The sequence below is a fragment of the Pantoea sp. App145 genome (genome assembly GCF_047947045.1).
Taxonomy (GTDB): Bacteria; Pseudomonadota; Gammaproteobacteria; order Enterobacterales; family Enterobacteriaceae; genus Pantoea.
In genome coordinates this window covers 169,433-185,416 of sequence record NZ_CP133292.1, presented here as the reverse complement: position 1 = coordinate 185,416, position 15,984 = coordinate 169,433, and the positions used below count along the sequence as shown (strand labels likewise).

The 15,984-nt window shown below is 54.7% G+C and carries 17 protein-coding genes; 11 read left to right on the top strand and 6 right to left on the bottom strand.

Translation table 11 applies throughout. The annotated features are described in order from the left end of the window. Positions 1-8: 8 nt before the first annotated feature. From RCF31_RS23685 to RCF31_RS23665, 5 genes are read left to right on the top strand one after another with little or no spacing between them, the layout of a single operon-like run. Positions 9-956, top strand: a complete 948-nt coding sequence (locus tag RCF31_RS23685) for an ABC transporter permease (protein ID WP_416414137.1) — start codon at positions 9-11, stop codon at positions 954-956. Then, positions 949-1,779 carry an ABC transporter permease gene (locus RCF31_RS23680; RefSeq protein ID WP_416414135.1) on the top strand — a complete coding sequence of 277 codons (831 nt, stop codon included), beginning with the start codon at positions 949-951 and terminating at the stop codon, positions 1,777-1,779. The genes RCF31_RS23685 and RCF31_RS23680 overlap by 8 nt, the downstream gene beginning before the upstream one ends. After that, the gene (locus tag RCF31_RS23675) at positions 1,779-3,419 is read left to right on the top strand and encodes a dipeptide ABC transporter ATP-binding protein (RefSeq protein ID WP_416414133.1); all 1,641 of its coding nucleotides are present in this window, start codon (positions 1,779-1,781) and stop codon (positions 3,417-3,419) included. Before RCF31_RS23680 ends, RCF31_RS23675 begins: the two co-directional genes overlap by 1 nt. 11 nt (positions 3,420-3,430) lie before the next feature. Further along, positions 3,431-4,654, top strand: coding sequence for a M20 family metallopeptidase (locus RCF31_RS23670; RefSeq protein WP_416414132.1), 1,224 nt, complete (start codon positions 3,431-3,433; stop codon positions 4,652-4,654). Positions 4,655-4,656: 2 nt separating this feature from the next. After that, positions 4,657-5,769, top strand: a complete 1,113-nt coding sequence (locus RCF31_RS23665) for a M24 family metallopeptidase (RefSeq protein ID WP_416414131.1) — start codon at positions 4,657-4,659, stop codon at positions 5,767-5,769. Here the strand turns inward: RCF31_RS23665 and RCF31_RS23660 are convergent, their stop codons facing one another. From RCF31_RS23660 to RCF31_RS23650, 3 genes are read right to left on the bottom strand one after another with little or no spacing between them, the layout of a single operon-like run. Further along, entirely contained in the window at positions 5,770-5,937 is a 168-nt protein-coding gene (locus RCF31_RS23660; RefSeq protein ID WP_416414129.1) for a hypothetical protein, read from the bottom strand. It abuts the gene before it with no gap. A gap of 12 nt (positions 5,938-5,949) precedes the next feature. Continuing rightward, the gene (locus RCF31_RS23655) at positions 5,950-7,179 is read right to left on the bottom strand and encodes a hypothetical protein (RefSeq protein ID WP_416414127.1); all 1,230 of its coding nucleotides are present in this window, start codon (positions 7,177-7,179) and stop codon (positions 5,950-5,952) included. Further along, the gene (locus RCF31_RS23650) at positions 7,172-8,857 is read right to left on the bottom strand and encodes a hypothetical protein (RefSeq protein ID WP_416414126.1); all 1,686 of its coding nucleotides are present in this window, start codon (positions 8,855-8,857) and stop codon (positions 7,172-7,174) included. Before RCF31_RS23650 ends, RCF31_RS23655 begins: the two co-directional genes overlap by 8 nt. A 221-nt stretch (positions 8,858-9,078) precedes the next feature. Here RCF31_RS23650 and RCF31_RS23645 point away from each other — a divergent pair, with 221 nt between their 5' ends. Continuing rightward, on the top strand, positions 9,079-9,492 hold the full coding sequence (locus tag RCF31_RS23645; protein ID WP_084878731.1) for a DoxX family protein: 414 nt from the start codon (positions 9,079-9,081) through the stop codon (positions 9,490-9,492). Positions 9,493-9,772: 280 nt separating this feature from the next. On the opposite strand, the gene RCF31_RS23640 is transcribed toward RCF31_RS23645, so the two are convergent. Genes RCF31_RS23640 through RCF31_RS23630 form a run of 3 tightly spaced genes read right to left on the bottom strand, consistent with a single transcriptional unit; the run spans position 9,773 to position 12,301 of the window. After that, positions 9,773-11,119, bottom strand: a complete 1,347-nt coding sequence (locus RCF31_RS23640) for a hypothetical protein (RefSeq protein WP_416414125.1) — start codon at positions 11,117-11,119, stop codon at positions 9,773-9,775. Positions 11,120-11,145: 26 nt separating this feature from the next. Further along, entirely contained in the window at positions 11,146-11,376 is a 231-nt protein-coding gene (locus RCF31_RS23635; protein WP_416414123.1) for a hypothetical protein, read from the bottom strand. Positions 11,377-11,407: 31 nt separating this feature from the next. Next, positions 11,408-12,301: a hypothetical protein gene (locus tag RCF31_RS23630; protein ID WP_416414121.1), complete on the bottom strand. Its 894-nt coding sequence runs from the start codon at positions 12,299-12,301 to the stop codon at positions 11,408-11,410. A gap of 37 nt (positions 12,302-12,338) precedes the next feature. Between RCF31_RS23630 and RCF31_RS23625 the strand changes: the two genes are divergently transcribed. The 5 genes from RCF31_RS23625 to RCF31_RS23605 all read left to right on the top strand — a co-directional run bounded on the left by RCF31_RS23625 (position 12,339) and on the right by RCF31_RS23605 (position 15,568). After that, positions 12,339-12,617 carry a hypothetical protein gene (locus RCF31_RS23625; protein WP_416414120.1) on the top strand — a complete coding sequence of 93 codons (279 nt, stop codon included), beginning with the start codon at positions 12,339-12,341 and terminating at the stop codon, positions 12,615-12,617. 85 nt (positions 12,618-12,702) lie between these two features. Continuing rightward, positions 12,703-13,335, top strand: a complete 633-nt coding sequence (locus tag RCF31_RS23620) for a YbhB/YbcL family Raf kinase inhibitor-like protein (RefSeq protein WP_416414118.1) — start codon at positions 12,703-12,705, stop codon at positions 13,333-13,335. A 23-nt stretch (positions 13,336-13,358) separates the two neighbouring features. Then, the gene (locus RCF31_RS23615; RefSeq protein ID WP_416414117.1) at positions 13,359-14,216 is read left to right on the top strand and encodes a helix-turn-helix transcriptional regulator; all 858 of its coding nucleotides are present in this window, start codon (positions 13,359-13,361) and stop codon (positions 14,214-14,216) included. A 207-nt stretch (positions 14,217-14,423) separates the two neighbouring features. Beyond that, positions 14,424-15,257 (top strand): RNase A-like domain-containing protein, encoded by an 834-nt coding sequence (locus tag RCF31_RS23610; RefSeq protein WP_416414116.1) that lies wholly within the window; start codon positions 14,424-14,426, stop codon positions 15,255-15,257. Next, positions 15,254-15,568, top strand: a complete 315-nt coding sequence (locus tag RCF31_RS23605) for a contact-dependent growth inhibition system immunity protein (protein ID WP_084878755.1) — start codon at positions 15,254-15,256, stop codon at positions 15,566-15,568. The genes RCF31_RS23610 and RCF31_RS23605 overlap by 4 nt, the downstream gene beginning before the upstream one ends. The last annotated feature ends 416 nt before the right edge of the window (positions 15,569-15,984 follow it).

The window sequence follows — 15,984 nt, the reverse complement described above, 5'->3', positions numbered from 1 at the left end:
GAGCGCCCGTGACCGCAAGTTATCTGCTGAAGCGCTTTCTCCTGATGATCTACACCCTGCTGGTGGTGTCGTTGCTGGTTTTTGGTATCACCCAGCTGCTGCCCGCTGATGCCGCTGTCACGTTGCTGGGGCAAAACGCCACGCCGGAAGCGCTGGCAGCGGTCCGCGCGCGGCTCGGGCTGGATGCGCCAGCCTGGCTGCAATACTGGCACTGGCTGACCCACGCGCTGCACGGCGATTTTGGTGTCTCGATGCGTAACGGGCTGGCCGTGGCACCGACGCTTATCACCGCGCTGTCGCGTTCATTGCTGCTGGCGGTGTGCGCGCTGGTGTTGATGCTGATTATCGCCATCCCGCTGGGTATCTGGGCGGCAGTGCGTCGCGGTAAAACCGCCGATGTGCTGGTCAGCGTACTCTCCTATGTGGGCATCTCGTTTCCCGAGTTTGTTACCGCCACCCTGGTGTTGCTGCTGTTTGCCGATGTCTGGCAGGTGCTACCCGCCACCGGTTATGTGCCGCTGTCGGAGAATTTTGTCAGTGGCCTGCAGCATCTGATCCTGCCGTCGGTCACGGTGGCGTTAATTCTCGTGGCGCATGTGTCGCGTATGGTGCGTTCCGAAATGGTTGATGTGCTGCATACCGATTACATTCGCGCCGCCTGGCTGAAAGGGTTATCGCGTCGGCGCATTCTGTGGCGGCATGCGCTGCGCAATGGCCTGCTGCCCACCATCACCATTGTGGCGCTGGATGTGGGGTATCTGCTGGGCGGCATCGTGGTGGTGGAGGAGATCTTCGCCATTCCGGGTATTGGCCGGGAGCTGATTGTTGCGGTACAGGCGCGTGACCTGCCGACCATCCAGGCCGGGGTAATGATCCTCGCCGCGACCTATTCGGTGGTGAACTTCCTCGCGGATGTTGCCTACGTCATGCTTGATAAACGGATTACCTATGCCTGATATCCTGAAACGCCTGATCCGTTCGCCACAGGGCGCGGCGGGATTGCTGATTTTGCTGGTGGCGCTGCTGATGGTGATCGGCGGGGCGCATGTCGCGCCCTTTGATCCGGAAGCCATCTCCATCCTCAGCCGCTATAAACCACCGGGTGCAGAACACTGGTTCGGCACTGACCAGATGGGACGCGATATTTTCAGCCGCGTGCTGGTGGGTGCCCGCGCCACCATTCTGCTTTCCTTACTGGCGACCGCGCTGGCGATGGTGATTGGTGCCGTGCTGGGTACCGCCAGCGCCTATCTCGGTGGCAAAATTGATGAGTTCACCATGCGTACCATGGATGCAGTGATGGCCATCCCCAGCCTGCTGTTTGCGTTGCTGATTGTCAGCACCCTTGGGCAAAGCAGCCTGAATGCGGTGCTGGCGATCACCATCGCCTTTGTGCCTGGCATGGTGCGCATCGCGCGCAGCGTGGCGCTGGCCGCACGTCAGCAGGACTACATCAATGCCGCTATCGCGCGTGGCGAAGCGGGGCACTACATCATTCTGCGCGAGATGCTGCCAAATATTCTTGCGCCGATCATCGTCGAAGCCACCATCCGCGTAGCGTTCGCCATCATGTTATTTGCCACCCTGAGTTTTCTCGGATTAGGCGCGCAGCCCCCGGAACCGGAGTGGGGGCTGATGGTGTCGGAAGCGCGGGATTACTTCTTTAATGCGCCGTGGATGATGTTGATCCCCGGTCTGGCGATCGCGCTGGTCACTATTGGTTTTAACCTGCTGGGCGATGGCCTGCGCGATGTACTCAACAATCCGAGGAACCATTAATGAACCCGCAGAACAATGCGCCGGTGCTGGCGGTGGATAATTACAGCCTCGATTATGCCCTGCAGGGGGGAGATACCCTGCCGGTACTGCGGGAGATCAGTTTCCAGGTGATGCCGGGTGAAGTGCTGGGTCTGGTGGGCGAATCCGGTTCCGGTAAAACCACGTTGGGATGGGCGATTATGCGCTGGCTCGCCAGCAACGCGCTCGAACGTAACGGTGATATCCGTTTACAGGGGCAGAGCCTGCTCAGCCTGCCTGCGCCACAACTGGCGGCGCTGCGCGGCGCAAAACTGGGCATGATTTTTCAGGATCCCAGCGCTTCACTGAACCCGACGCTGACGCTGGGGGAACAGGTCACGGAAGTGCTGCGGCGTCATCGAGGACTGTCGGCACGCGAAGCGCAGGAGCTGGGAGAATCGCTGCTCAGGGATGTGGAGCTGAAGCACCCGGCGCAGATGATGAAGCGTTACCCGCATCAGGTGTCCGGCGGTGAGAAGCAGCGCATTCTGATCGCCACGGCTTTTGCCTGCCAGCCCGATTGCCTGATTTTTGATGAACCGACCACGGCGCTGGATGTGATCAGCTCGGCGCAGATCCTCGATCTGTATGAACGCCTGCGTGAAGAAACCGGGGTGGCTTCTTTATATATCTCCCACGATCTGGCGCTGGTGGCGGAAGTCGCCGACCGGGTTTGCGTGCTGGAGCGGGGCCGTATCATCGAAGAGGCTGACAGCCACATCCTGTTCAGCACGCCGCAACATGCCTACACCCGCAGGCTGATTGAGGCGGTTCCCAATCCGCAGCAGCGTCTGCTGCATGATTCACCCGGCAGCCAGCCGCTGCTGTGCCTGAATGATCTCACCATCGATTATGGTCGCCATGGGCTGCTTGACCGCCTGCTGAAGCGCCAGGCCAATGTCACACGCGCCGCCAATGCCGTATCGCTGACTGTGCATCAGGGAGAAATCCTCGGCGTGGTCGGGGAATCGGGGTCGGGTAAGTCTTCACTGGCGCGGGCTATCAGTGGCCTGGTGCCGTTTCAGGGGGCGATCGATTTCTGCGGTTATGACATCTATGGTCGTGCGCAGATGAACAAGGATTATCGTCGCCGGGTACAGATGATTTTTCAGCACCCGGATGCATCGCTCAATCCACGCATGACAATTGGCGAGATCATTGCCCGTCCGCTGCGTCTGTATGGTCTGCCGGAAGGGGAAACCGAGCCGCAGGCGGTGGCGCGCTTGCTGGAAGAAGTCCGCCTGCCTGCCGATTTTGCCTCGCGTTATCCGCACGCCTTATCCGGCGGGCAGAAGCAACGCGTTGCTATTGCGCGGGCCTTTGCCTGCCCGCCGGACCTGGTGATCTGCGATGAAATCACTGCGGCTCTCGATGTCTCGGTGCAGGCCACCATTATCGAACTGCTGCTGGAACTGCGCCGTCGCTACAGCACCGCTTACCTGTTTATCACCCACGATCTCAATTTGATCCGCCAGATAGCCCACCGCGTTGCGGTGATGTATCGCGGCGATGTGGTGGATGTGGTACCGGGCGACGCCATGTTGCAGCAGGCACAGCATCCATATACCCGTGCACTGCTTGAGGCGGTTCACGTTCCTGAATCCTCTAAATCTGTGGCATGAAGAGACTCTGAATGAAACCTGAAGATTTGATCCATCATATTGATCGTGAATATTGCCTGAGTTTCCTGGCGAAAATGGTGCAGCACAAAAGTTATAGTGCCACAGACGGTGAACGTGAGTTAGCCCGCTACATGGCAGCGCAGATGAGCGAACTGGGGCTGGAAGCTGAGCTGCAAAAAGTGCCCGGCGATCGTTTTAACGCCATTGGTCGTCTGCCCGGCAGCGGCGGGGGGCACAGCCTGCTGTTTAACGGCCACCTCGACACCAACCCGGTGACCGAAGGCTGGACTGTGGATCCCTGGGCGGGGAAAATTGACGAGCAATTTATTTACGGCATCGGCGTTTCCAATATGAAAGCTGGAGATGCGGCCTATTTCTGCGCCCTGAAAACCCTGATTGATGCCGGTGTAAAGCTGAAAGGCGACGTGATCCTCACTTACGTGGTGGGCGAGTTGCAGGGCGGCATTGGTACCTTGGCGGCGATAGAGCAGGGAGTACGCGCCGATTACTTTATTAACGCCGAACCCACCGATTTACAGGCGCTCACCATGCACGCCGGATCGCTGATGTTCACCATTGAACTGACCGGCGATACCCGTCATCTCTCCAAGCGCGAAGAAGCGGTGGATGCCATTGCGGCGGCGGTTGAGCTGATCCCGCAAATTAACAGCATGACCTTTAGCGGTGCCAGAAGCGAAGAACATCTGAAAGTGAACCGGGGCCATATCGGCACGGTGCACGGTGCGCTGGGTCGCGAGCTGGAAGAGTGGCGCCCGCCGCAGGTGGCGGACTTCGTGCGGCTGAAAGGTTCCGCCCGTTTCGCGCCAGGGCAGACGGTACAAGGCGTGCTGGCCGATCTCCAGGCATTGCTGGATCAACTCTGCGCCCGCTATCCGGGTTTGAAAGCTGAGCTGTTTGACGATGGTGTGCGCGATAAACCGACCATGCTGCCGTTTGAGGTCTCGCCGGAATCCGCGATTGTGAAAGCGGTGAATCATGGCTGGCAGCGCGTGCGGGGTACACAGCAACCCACCGGGGTCATCACGCCACCGGCATTTTTTGGTACCGATGCTGCGCATTTTTATCAGCATGCCGGTATGGAAGGGATCGTCTGCGGTCCTGGCGGCAAGTACAACACCATGCCGGATGAGCGTGTGGAGATCAGCGACTTCCTTGATATGGTGCGGATCTACCTGCTGGCGATCCTCGAAATCTGTCAGCCGGTTGAGGCATAACCATGCGACAGGACGCACTGACCCGCCTGCGCGCGGCGATGCAACAGGCTGACGTTGAGGTGATGCTGATTGATCACGGCGAAATGCTGGCATGGCTGACCGGTTACACGGTATCGGAAACCCTGTATCGCGCCTGTCTGGTGCCCCTTTCCGGCGCACCCTGGATGGTATTGCGGCAACTGGATGAGGTGCCCTGTCGCACACAATCACCAGAGTTGGAGGTGGTCAGCTATCCCGACTGGGCCGATCCCTGGCAAAGCGTGGCAGACAGCCTGATGCAGCGCGGTTATGCCACGGCCAAAGTCGGCGCTGATTTCTATTCCTACGGTATGACGGTGTACAGCTGGCAGCAGCTGTCCCGCCATTTGCCGGGCGTGGGATGGCGCGATTTAACCGGCATCAGCGATACGCTGCGCAGTGTCAAAAGTGCCTCTGAGCTGGATGCGCTGCGCCACGCCGCAGCCATCGCCGACTTTACCATGCGGCAGATAGGCAGCACAGTGACCTCTGGCTGGCGTGTGCGTGATGTTGCCGCGCTGGCGGCCAGTCATTTTCTGGAACAGGGTGCGGACACCGGGGAAACCGGGCCGATTGTTATCGCCAGCGGTGACAGTGGGTTTCTGCATGCCAGCAGTCATGAGCAACGTCTGCAACGCGGCGATATTCTGCATGTGGAACTGATCCCGAAAGTGAATCATTACAGCGCCCGCGTGATGCGACCGTTTGTGGTGGGGGAGATAAGTCAGGCGCAGCACGAGCTGGTACAGCAACTGCTGATGATTCAGGACCGCCAAATCGCGGCGATGAAACCAGGGATGCTGGCAAGTGAGGTGGATGCACTGGCACGGGATGCGTTGCTCAGCAGCGGATTACGTACCGCTTTCACTAATGTCACCGGTTATGCGCTGGGGCTGTACACGCGCACGCCACGCCCGAGTGACTTCTCCGGTGCGTTTCATCCCGGAGCGCACTGGCAACTCGAAGCCGATATGGTGTTCCATATGTACCTGTCTGCCCAGGGGATGGCGTTCAGTGAAACGGTGCGGGTGACGGCTGCGGGTGGTGAACGGCTGACCAGAGTGACGCGCCAGCCTGTCGAATTGGCTGCCGGTTGATCACGGGGTGCGAACATCCGCATTGCCATAAGCTGCGCTCAGGTCGTGGAAACTGATGTCCTCGCCAATTTCCCACAGCAGACGCAGCAGTCTGGCTGCCGTCATCCCCTTCGGGCATCCCTGCTGGCGCAGCAGTTGTAGCTGTTGCTGCTGAGATACGTCCAGCATGGATAAAGGCGGTCAGACTCGCCGGATCCAGTTCAGTTCTTCTGTTAACAGGATCGAATTGTAGGCAGACAGGCACAACCCCTTTAATTCGGCGTCTGCCGCAGGAAGACCCGCAATTTTCAGTGCAGACAGCGCCTGAACGGGTCTGATATTGGAGTTTTTCAGGCTGAAAAGCATCATGCCAAGTTGCTTCAGCTGCGTCATATTGCCGGTCGGACACACCATGTGCCAGTGTAGCTGCACCATTTCCTTCAGATGAACGATGAACTTCAGCGCATTACGCACCAGAGACATGCTCATGCTCACCCGAGCATTAAAAAGCAGCCGCCAGAGATCAGCCACGGCCATCGCGGGCGCAGGTTCCTGGCAAAGCAGGTTGATCAGTTGATCACATTTGGTGCCGGTGGCAGAGCTGGTCCAGTTGCGGTCAAACCATTGCTGCTGTTCTTCCGTTGGCCTGGCTTTAAAGGCTGATTGCGATAGTTTGACCAGCGGCAGGCTCATTTTCTCTTCAGCAAGCTCCATCACAACGAACAACTTCATTGCCGTCATCTCATGATAATCGGGCAGAGATTGCAGCGCGACCAGCAGGTCTATCTGGCAATGGTATTGATGACGCAGACTTTGCAGGTTTTGTAAGACCCACTCGAGCTCCTCCTCTTTGACGTCAATATTTAAGGCGACGGAGGCCTGGCTGAGAATGGTGATGTCCGGGATATCATCGGCGTCGAGCAATGCGCGTCGAAACTGTGCCGGGCGAAGTTCCAGATGACCCAATTCTTTTTGCAGACGCATCGCTAACGAATACTTGCCAATTTTTTCGTTCTGGCAATGCAGCTTTTCCCAGGTTGTGTTGATCAGCGTCTGGTGTTCTCTGGAAACATGGGATCGGAGCACCGTCAGCGCGCTTTCCACGCCCGGCAACCCGACGTTTATCTTACCTTCCAGAAACTGATAAACCCCTTTTGCCGTCAACTGGCGAACCTGTTTAGCGCTGAGGGTTAATAACAGCCTCTCCACCTGGCTTACCGGACTTCCGGCGGCAAAAATCTCGCGCCAGTGTGTTTTAAATTGCGTTTCCAGTGCGTTCCGTGCTGCGGTTCCTTGCTTCTGGCCGAAGTGGTGGTGGCTTTGTTTCACGGTGGCGATGCTGGCGCTGAGTTGTCCCGGCCTGGTTGTGGCCGGGGCTGCTGTTGGCGGGGCAGTGATAAACGATGATGAAGGTACGCGTAAACTAAACATGGGAATTCCGTATCAGAACCTCCATTTTTTCAATGTCGTAAAGGGAGGCAGGGGGGGCTTTGTGGTTCAGCACCGGTGTGATTGCCGGGGCCGGTAGCGCGGGAGGATCGGGGAGGAAATAAGCGCTGGATGAGTTTTCATCAATATCCATGGCGTCCGGCAGCGCTCTGGCTCCGCGGTTTTCCCTGGCGGGCAAAGGCTGGAAAAAAGCCGTCGGTATGTCACCCGCAGACTGGCGTTTGATATTTTTCAACGCTGTCATGATCATGCTGGGAGTGACATCCCCATCAATTTCCCACAGTAAGCGTAGCAGTTTTGACAGCGTGATATTCTGCGGGCATTGCTCATGTTTCAGGACTGCTTCAATCTGCCTCAACTGCTCACTGCGTTTGGCCTTCAGGTTGAGTCGTGGCCGCAGACGCTTTATCCATGCCAGATCGGCAGCTGAGATGTCAGCATTAAGCGCCGCCTGAGCGTACTCCATCATGACATTGGTGATGATATAGTGCGGATCGTTGAGCGCATGCTGAATCACCAGTGGAGAGAGTGTGGCCCCTTCAGGTGCGCGTAAGAGTTTACCCAACCGCTTCAGCCGACTCATTCTGGTTTCCGGGTCTATTCGGTGCCATAGCTGCTTCACTGTCTTTTTTTGCTTCGGCGTTGGTTGCACCCCGGTGGCGGATGCCAGCGCTTTGTAAGCAACCGAGTAACTGATACTCCTCTTTGCATCATGAAAAAGACACCACAATTGCGAGGTCGTCATTTCCGGGCATCCTTCCTGCTTCAGTATCCTGTCCACTTTCTTTCTCATCGAAATTTTGCGGGCAGAGATGGCTGACCAGTTTTTGCTGAACCAGTCCTGTTGGTCACCGGTGGTTCGGGTCCTGAATAACGTTTTGGCCTGAGTCACCGTCTGCATCTTGACCGTGATTTCGGCTTTGCCTAACGCGCAATGCAATCTTCCCGCTCCCTGCTCCTGATAATCCGGCCGCCGCTGGATATCAACCAGCCAGGCGATGATATTTTTACCCGGTGGTTCCTGCTTAACCGCGTTCTGTACCCAGGTCACTTCTTCAGCGCTGGCATTGGATTCTGAGGTCCAGATAGCCTGCTTCAGGGTAGTGATATCGATATTGATTGGGTTGTCAGGCATTTCCAGCAGGGCGCGTCGAATCTGGTTGCGCGTCAGGTTCAGGTGCAACAATGGCCTCGGTCGCACAATCCAGTTTGGTTCATTTTTGTTCTGATCCCAGAGCGTTTTAATCTTCTGGCGATCTTCCTGCGAAATACTGGCATTGGCGGTCTTCAATGCATTCTCGACTGTAGTGGCACCTACCACGATTTTATTTTCCAGCAGCAGACTATGAAAATCGTTGGTTTTTATTTTCTTAATATCCTCGGGTTTAAACTGCCACAGCAGCATCTCCATACGGCTGCCGAGACTGGCTTTGTCAGAAACCTTTTGCCAGTAGAAAGGGAAATCGTTTCTGAGGGCGTTTAAGCAGGGATTGTCCGGGGTTGCTGATTTGGCTTTCCTCTTCCGGCGGGAGGAGCTCAGATTCTGTGGGTTTTGTTGAACGCTATGGAGGTGAGAAACCAGTTGTCTGGGGCGGTCAGGGGACGATGTGGTCTGGCGCTGTGGCAGCGTCGATACAGAAGGAACAGAGGTTGCCTGCATAGGAATTCCCTTTCGGTTATTACAATAAACAAAGATTACAGGGGTAGTATTGTCAACTAAATCGATAAAATAAAGTGCAAAAATGTGAATTGTGCAGTGGATTGGTTTACGAGTATTCTTGTTTCATCAAATGCAGCCAAGGTTATCAACCTTGTTACCGACATCTGTTTTGAACCTAAACTAAAAACTGACTCTTTTTAATTTTTTCAAGGAAAACTGATATGCGTTACATTTCACTGGATAACTATCGTGACACCATCATTCTTATTGCGCGTGTTGCTCTCATGGTGCTGTTCATTATTTTTGGCTGGCAGAAACTGACCGCTTTCAGTTATACCGCCGGATATATGCAGAGCCTCGGTTTGCCTCTGCCGTCTGTCGCCGCCGCGGTTGCCGTGATTGCTGAGTTTGGCTTTGGTGTGTTGATTGCGCTGGGTTTCTTTACCCGTCCGCTGGCGCTGCTGATGGCGGTGTACACGCTGGTGACCTCCTTTATCGGTCATCCTTACTGGCACATGACGGGTATGGATCAGTATGCCAACATGATTAACTTCTACAAAAATATCAGCATCATTGGCGGCCTGCTGCTGCTGGCGCTGATCGGTCCGGGCCGCTTCTCGCTTGACCGTCGATAAGCTGCGTTAATCCCGTATCAGCAGAACCATCACCTCAGGGTGATGGTTTTTTTTTTGCCTTCTGCCCGGAAAATTCATGGTCATCATCGCGTGCTCTCTGCTCCCCTGATGGTTGCAAATGCAGGTAGCGACTGGCTGCTGCCCGCAGGCGGTGAGGCTTCCATATCTAACACCATATCCAGCAAGGTATTATCCTCCCGAGGGGCTGACTGACGTGAGGAATGGAACACCCTGGCGTCCCGGAGAGCACGGCTCAGGGTCGAGACCCCTTCGTCCTGTCCTACAGCCACAGATAGCGCATAAAAGCGGAGGGACCATTAATTCTGGGACAATCGGGCTGGCGCAGCACGCCTACCAGCCGCACATTTTTGGCCGAATGTGGTGAGGGGCGGACTTTTTCCCAGGCCCGCCTGAAGTGCGTTAATTGCTCATCAGTGACTTCTGCTCTGGCGGCAGACAACGCATGAACCACCGCGCCGTAGTGCAGGTAGATGCCTTTTTCCTCCAGTACCTTTTGCAACTCGGCAGCGGTAACAGGCTGTGCGCTGGACTGGAGAAGGAGCAGACCCAGCCACATCATGGGCGATTTATTATCCCTGCCGGGTGCATTTGCCAGGCTTGTCTCGATCCATGCCCGTAACCCGGAGGAAATTTTCGCATTGTGGGTGGCAAGGGCGCTACTCATCACCGAAGGACTGATATTCTCATCCGCGATTAACATCAGGGTCCACAGCTGTGGCGAGGTGATCGCCAGAGCACCTTTCTGCTTCAGCAGGGTCATGACCCGCTGCCATTTTGTCTCATGGCGGGGAACCTGTACCCAGTTATCCTGAAACCACTGCCACATTTCCTGAGTTAAGTTTTCTGCCAGCGCCAGTCGCGCTTTTCGCACTCTGTCGTAGTTGATGTCCAGACCGGCATCTTCCAGCGCACGATTCAACTGTGGTTCAGTCCGGTACAGCGCCTTGATCTCGGGCAGAAGTAACAATGAAACCAGCCGGTTCAGGGGATGGTGGGAAACCGGATGATTCTCCCAGCAGCGCTTAATTAACGCACTGGTTTCTTTAGGGATGTTTAGCCAGGCGACCGACATCACCTGTGCCATCGTCGAGGCAGAAACAAACACCTGAATATGCCACAGCGCTTTGCGCATTTCTGGCTGAGTCAGTTGCGGGCATGCTTCCAGCCGCAGCATTTTTCTGACCTGACTCAGAGGATCCGGCCCTTGAGGCAGGCTTTGCCAGAGTTTTTCAATCAGCTGAAGGTCTTCGGGTGAGACCACGGCTCTGGCCGCTCTCAGGGCACAACTCACGCTGACCCGCTGTACAGATACTTTTTTACTGTGCAGGAATCTTAATATCTGTGCGTTGGTCACTGCAGCCAGTTCCTGCACGTTAAGCTGAAACAGCAGTTGTTCTGTCCTGCCAACAGGGGTTTCATTTTTCGCTACCCTTGCCCAGTAAAATTCCAGCCGTTTTTCTAGCGATGGCTGGGTCAGCGCGCGGGACGGGAAAAGATGATGGCTGCTTTGTGTGACGCTGGAGATATTCGGGGCCATTGTACTGCATGGGGTGGCGACGGAGAGGGATGGCCTTGCCGGGGATGTCGGATCTGCATTGATGTTCATAGAAATTCCGCCAGATTGTTAGCAACTCAGCTACCGGGAGCCATGTCATAAAACTCCTCAAAACCGCTCAGCGGCTCGATGATAATGTCCTGCCAGTCAAGATCCATATCTAACCATCCCGGTTCATGTGGGTCGGGGACGACTGGCGATTCTGCCAATGTGTTTTCAGGCGGTAATGGGGTACTGGCGCGGCATTTGAACAGGCGATACAGCGTAATATGAGTCGGATCCTCTCCGGCACACCAAAGACAGCACATTAACTTTTCCCAGCCGTTGATGAAGGGAAATTCATTCCTGCGCAGAAAGGTGCTTGTCGATGCGTTGCGGAGGAGACGCTGTCGTCCGGGCGCGGGCTTTTACCGGTCTCGACCTCGGCGGGCGTGATGGGTTAACCCGCCTTTTGCGGGTCAGTTTTACCGGCTGATAGCCGGGTTTAAAATCCAGCCATGCTTGTGTGAACCGATCCCGTTCCGCCTGCGGAATATCGAGATTGGCTACCGTGAGCGCATGATCGACCTGATTGAAATCCAGCTTTATGCCTGCATCCCGCAACCCTTTGATTAACTGGAAAGACGAAATATGACTAAGCTGCAAGGCGGACGCGCCCCGGAGATGCATTCCCAGCCATTTGGTGCGTGATTCGTCACTGGCAGCGGCATGTTTGAGGGTATGGTCAATCCAGTGAGTCAGGGATAACGACGGAATGGCATAGCTGGCCGACAGCGCGCGACTCACGAGTTCATAGCTAAACCTGCGCTCACCCGACACGTTCAGCAGATACAGGAGCGCCAGCCGGGTGATATTGAGACTGTTTTTCGTTTCCAGCAACACCATGAGTTTTTCCCAGTTTGTGGCGTTACTGTGCCTGACGCGTTGCCAGGCCTGGGGAAACCAGGCTCTCAGCGTTTTCGGGAAATTTTTCGCGTACTCCAGCAGGACAGCTGTCACCGTTGCGGGATCAATGGGCAACTGCGCATTGATGATGCTTTCTCTCAGTTGCCCGTTTTTTTCCAGGCCCAGCGCCTGTACATCGTTATGGAGGAGTGTCAGGAGCAGCCGGTTTAGAGATTTCTTCTCGTAATCAAATTGTTGCCAGCTGCTTTTAATCACTCCGGTACTGTCTGCCGGATTCGGGTTTCTGACAAAGCTTAAAACTTCCACCCGCGGTTGAGGAATATTCATATTTGTTTGCGGCTGAAGGCAGGCAGGGGTGACAGAGGTGATCGATGAAGGTAGTACAGCGGCTGTGCCATCGTCATTGTATAAAGTGATCGACGAGAAATGCGCAACGGATACCGGGGAGAAATTCATAGACAATCCTTTGTTTTGTGCGTGGGACACCACCTGTGGCACCCACCAGTATATTCCCCTGCCGGAACAAAAAGCGCCGTATGGCGCGCAGTTGCGAGAAATGTATCGTGCCGGTGCCCATCGTTATGGCCCGGATCTGCGCTACCCGGTCAAAATGATGGTCCTGGTAGTAAATTTGACTGGATAAGGACGTTCTCAACGGAAGAAGCCGCCTATAATCAGGCTGGCGTTTTTTGTTTATCGTTCAATCCGCACACAGATGAGAGAAGAGAATGAAATTATTCAGCCACAGCTTTAACGACGGGGATGTCATTCCCGGTAAGAACAGCTTTGCGGTTTATGACGCAACAAGTCATGTCCGGTTATCTGACAACCTTAACCCGCATTTTGGCTGGTCCGATTTGCCTGCGGGTACGCAGTCACTGGTGCTGATCTGCCATGACTACGATGTGCCGACCAGCGGGGAAAACGTGAATCAGGAAGGTAAAGTGGTCCCGGCTTCGCTGCCGCGCACTGACTTCTATCACTGGTCGTTGTTTGATATTCCGGCGACACAGCAGGAAATTGCCGAAGGTGCGCAATCGAACGGCATCACAGCCAAGGGGAAACCGGGCCCGGATGCGCCAGCAGGCCTGAAGCATGGCATCAATGATTACACCGCGTGGTTTGCCGGTGACGAAGCGATGGGCGGAACTTATTATGGCTACGATGGCCCTTGCCCGCCGTGGAATGACGAGATTGTCCACCATTATGTGTTTACCTTGTATGCCCTGTCCGCGCCGTCATTAGCCGTGGAAGGGGAGCTGACCGGTGCTAATATCCTTCGCGCAGTGGAGAACAGTGATGTGCTGGCGAAAGCGAGCCTGACCGGGCTGTATACCCTTAACCCCGACGTGAAAATTTAATCCGATCTGAACGGCAGAACACCATGACCAGAGAATGTGCATCATTAGCGGCAGAGGAGCATTTCTTCTGGTCTGGATTGTCCGGCCATAGCCTCAGCCGGGATAACCTGATTTCGGTTGCCTGGCCGAGGCTGAAGATTGAACAGAAGGCGAGTTCGTTTTTCTTTTTTGCACCGACGCTGCTGCTGGTCTTGTCTGGCAGGATAGAGGTTGCCTGTGCCGGAAAGCGTCATACGCTCAACTCACCTTCAATGCTGGGATTTATCGACCAGGGCGTGGATATCGACTATATAAAATATCCCGCTGACCGACATACGCCGTTTCGCTCGTTGTTGATTAATATCAGCCCGGATGTGCTGGAAAACTTTTACCAGCATTTTCAGGAACCGCTTTCCGCAGTTAAAAAAAATCCCCAGCTCAGCACGGTTGAAATGAGCGCAAGCCTCGATGATTCACTGCATCAGCTGCTGGTGGCCCTTGAGAATCCCCTGGTCAGCGATGACCGCATCCGGCTAAAAATCTTTGACCTGCTGCTGGTGTTAGCAGAACAGCAGCTGCGCTTTGCGCTGCCACAGCGGCAGGGCATTTTTCCCCGCCTGAGCAATCTGTTACGAGAAGCGCCGGAACGAAACTGGACTGCCCGCCTGGCCGGTGACGCACTGGCGATGAGTGAGTCCACACTACGCCGTCGCCTCCGGCAGGAAGGCGTCAGGTTCGAGCAGCTGCTGCTGGACATCCGTATGCACCATGCGCTGATGCTGATCCAGACCACGCACTGGAATCTCACGCAAGTGGCCGATGCCTGTGGCTACCGCTCCGTCTCCCGCTTTGCCGAGCGTTTTAAACACCGCTTTGGATCATCTCCGGCGCAGCTGCGTTGATGGGGTTGGTTTGGTGAGTGTCTACGTGACGACTCGTCCGGCCATAAGCGCTGCCCAGGCACTATATTGAGTTGCGAAGGTGTAAGGCTGCGACCGGTTCCAGCTTGGCGTGACGCATTCTGCGGCTCTTCCGAATAACCGGGATTGCACAAAATCCAGCCGATGCTGGTACTATCCGAAAAGGACCTCAAAAGGAAGCGAATCATCATGGATAATGAATACGGAATAAAAGTGGCTTTGTCACCGGTTCAGATGGCAGCTGTATTGTCAGATAAAAGCATCAGTGCGGGGGAGACCCTCAGTAATCGTTTATTTGGTGGGCTTGGTTTGGCTGGCGGTGTTGTAGAAATGTTTGGTGCTGGCGCAATGTGTATTGTTCCTGAACCAACAATGCTGACAAAGGCCGGTTGTGTTTTTGTCGGTACTCACGGTCTGGATACTATTCAGGCTTCAATTCGGCAAATCTGGACAGGACGCCAAACAAGTACCGATACCTATAATTCGGCCGTTGCTCTGGCAGAATCACTGGGAGCCGATCAAAAAACCGCAATGAATGTCGGTATGACCGTCGATTTAGCTATACCCATGGGATTTGCTATGGCTATTGGCGCTGTGCGTGTTACAGCCATCCGGTCAGGCCGCATAAAAATTGCTGAGCATGAATCACTCACCGGTCGAAAACCTGGTGGTCATACACTTGAAAAGCATATCGGCAAGACGCCTGAGCAGTTACGAGCTCGATTTGAAAAAGAACCGAGGCTATACGAATCGGGTTGTTTCAGATCGCTTCAGGAGGCGGAGCAATTGATTAGCAAGGTGGTGCGTGACAACAAATCCCAAATTGAAATGTGGGTCAGGAACATACCGCCTGGGCTTCCTGCGAGGATGACCCTGCATCGTACGTTTCACCAATCGACGGGTATCCTGGTAAAAAGAGGGTCGCAGGAAGTTTTTAAATGCCATGGCGTCGGGGTAGTACTGGATTTCCAACCCTGGAATGGTAAACCCTACTTCATTCTTACTGCTTTTCCGGAGATATGACATTGGACAAAATTAATATCAATGAGCTGGACTCAATGATTTACGTCTACTTCGGGCCTAACTACACTGACTTTGAGCCAGGACATGAGATTGAACCCAAAATTGAGGCCTGGCTATCATGGGCCGGAAAAGGGAATAAATATGCCTTGGTCGATGATATAGATCTGTTTCTCTCTGAATGTGAGGATGTTGAGGAAGATTTTGCAGAGCGATATAAAGGGGCATTTGTGCCAAAATTGTGGGGTACAACCGCATTGGAATTTCTGCAACTGGTGAGAGACAGAACAGTTCAGTCAGTCAAAACACTATAGCTAATAGTGATTAGAAGTAACAAAATAGTCAGTCAGCGTATATTATTTTCACGTTAGATGAAGACTGTCACATCCGGCCAGAGTCATCTCTCAGGCTGCATGATAAAAATGCCGACCTCACCAGTCGGCTTTTTTATGTCTTAATTCTCTTCAATCCAGGTACGAATACATTCACCCCCTATGCCGACCAGGCTATTAACCGCACGGATCCGTAGCGGCGCGATTTATCGCGCAATACTTTGCACGGTGCCGGTAAACCCCGCGTGATAAATCACGCCGCTACCACCCGGTGCGATATTTCACCAGGGTTCAATTATGCAGCTATCGCGCAACCTACCTGCGGTAACGCAACACCTTCATCGGACTGGCGTCAATTTTTAACAAAAAATGCGATCTCTTTGCCATCAAATGATTAC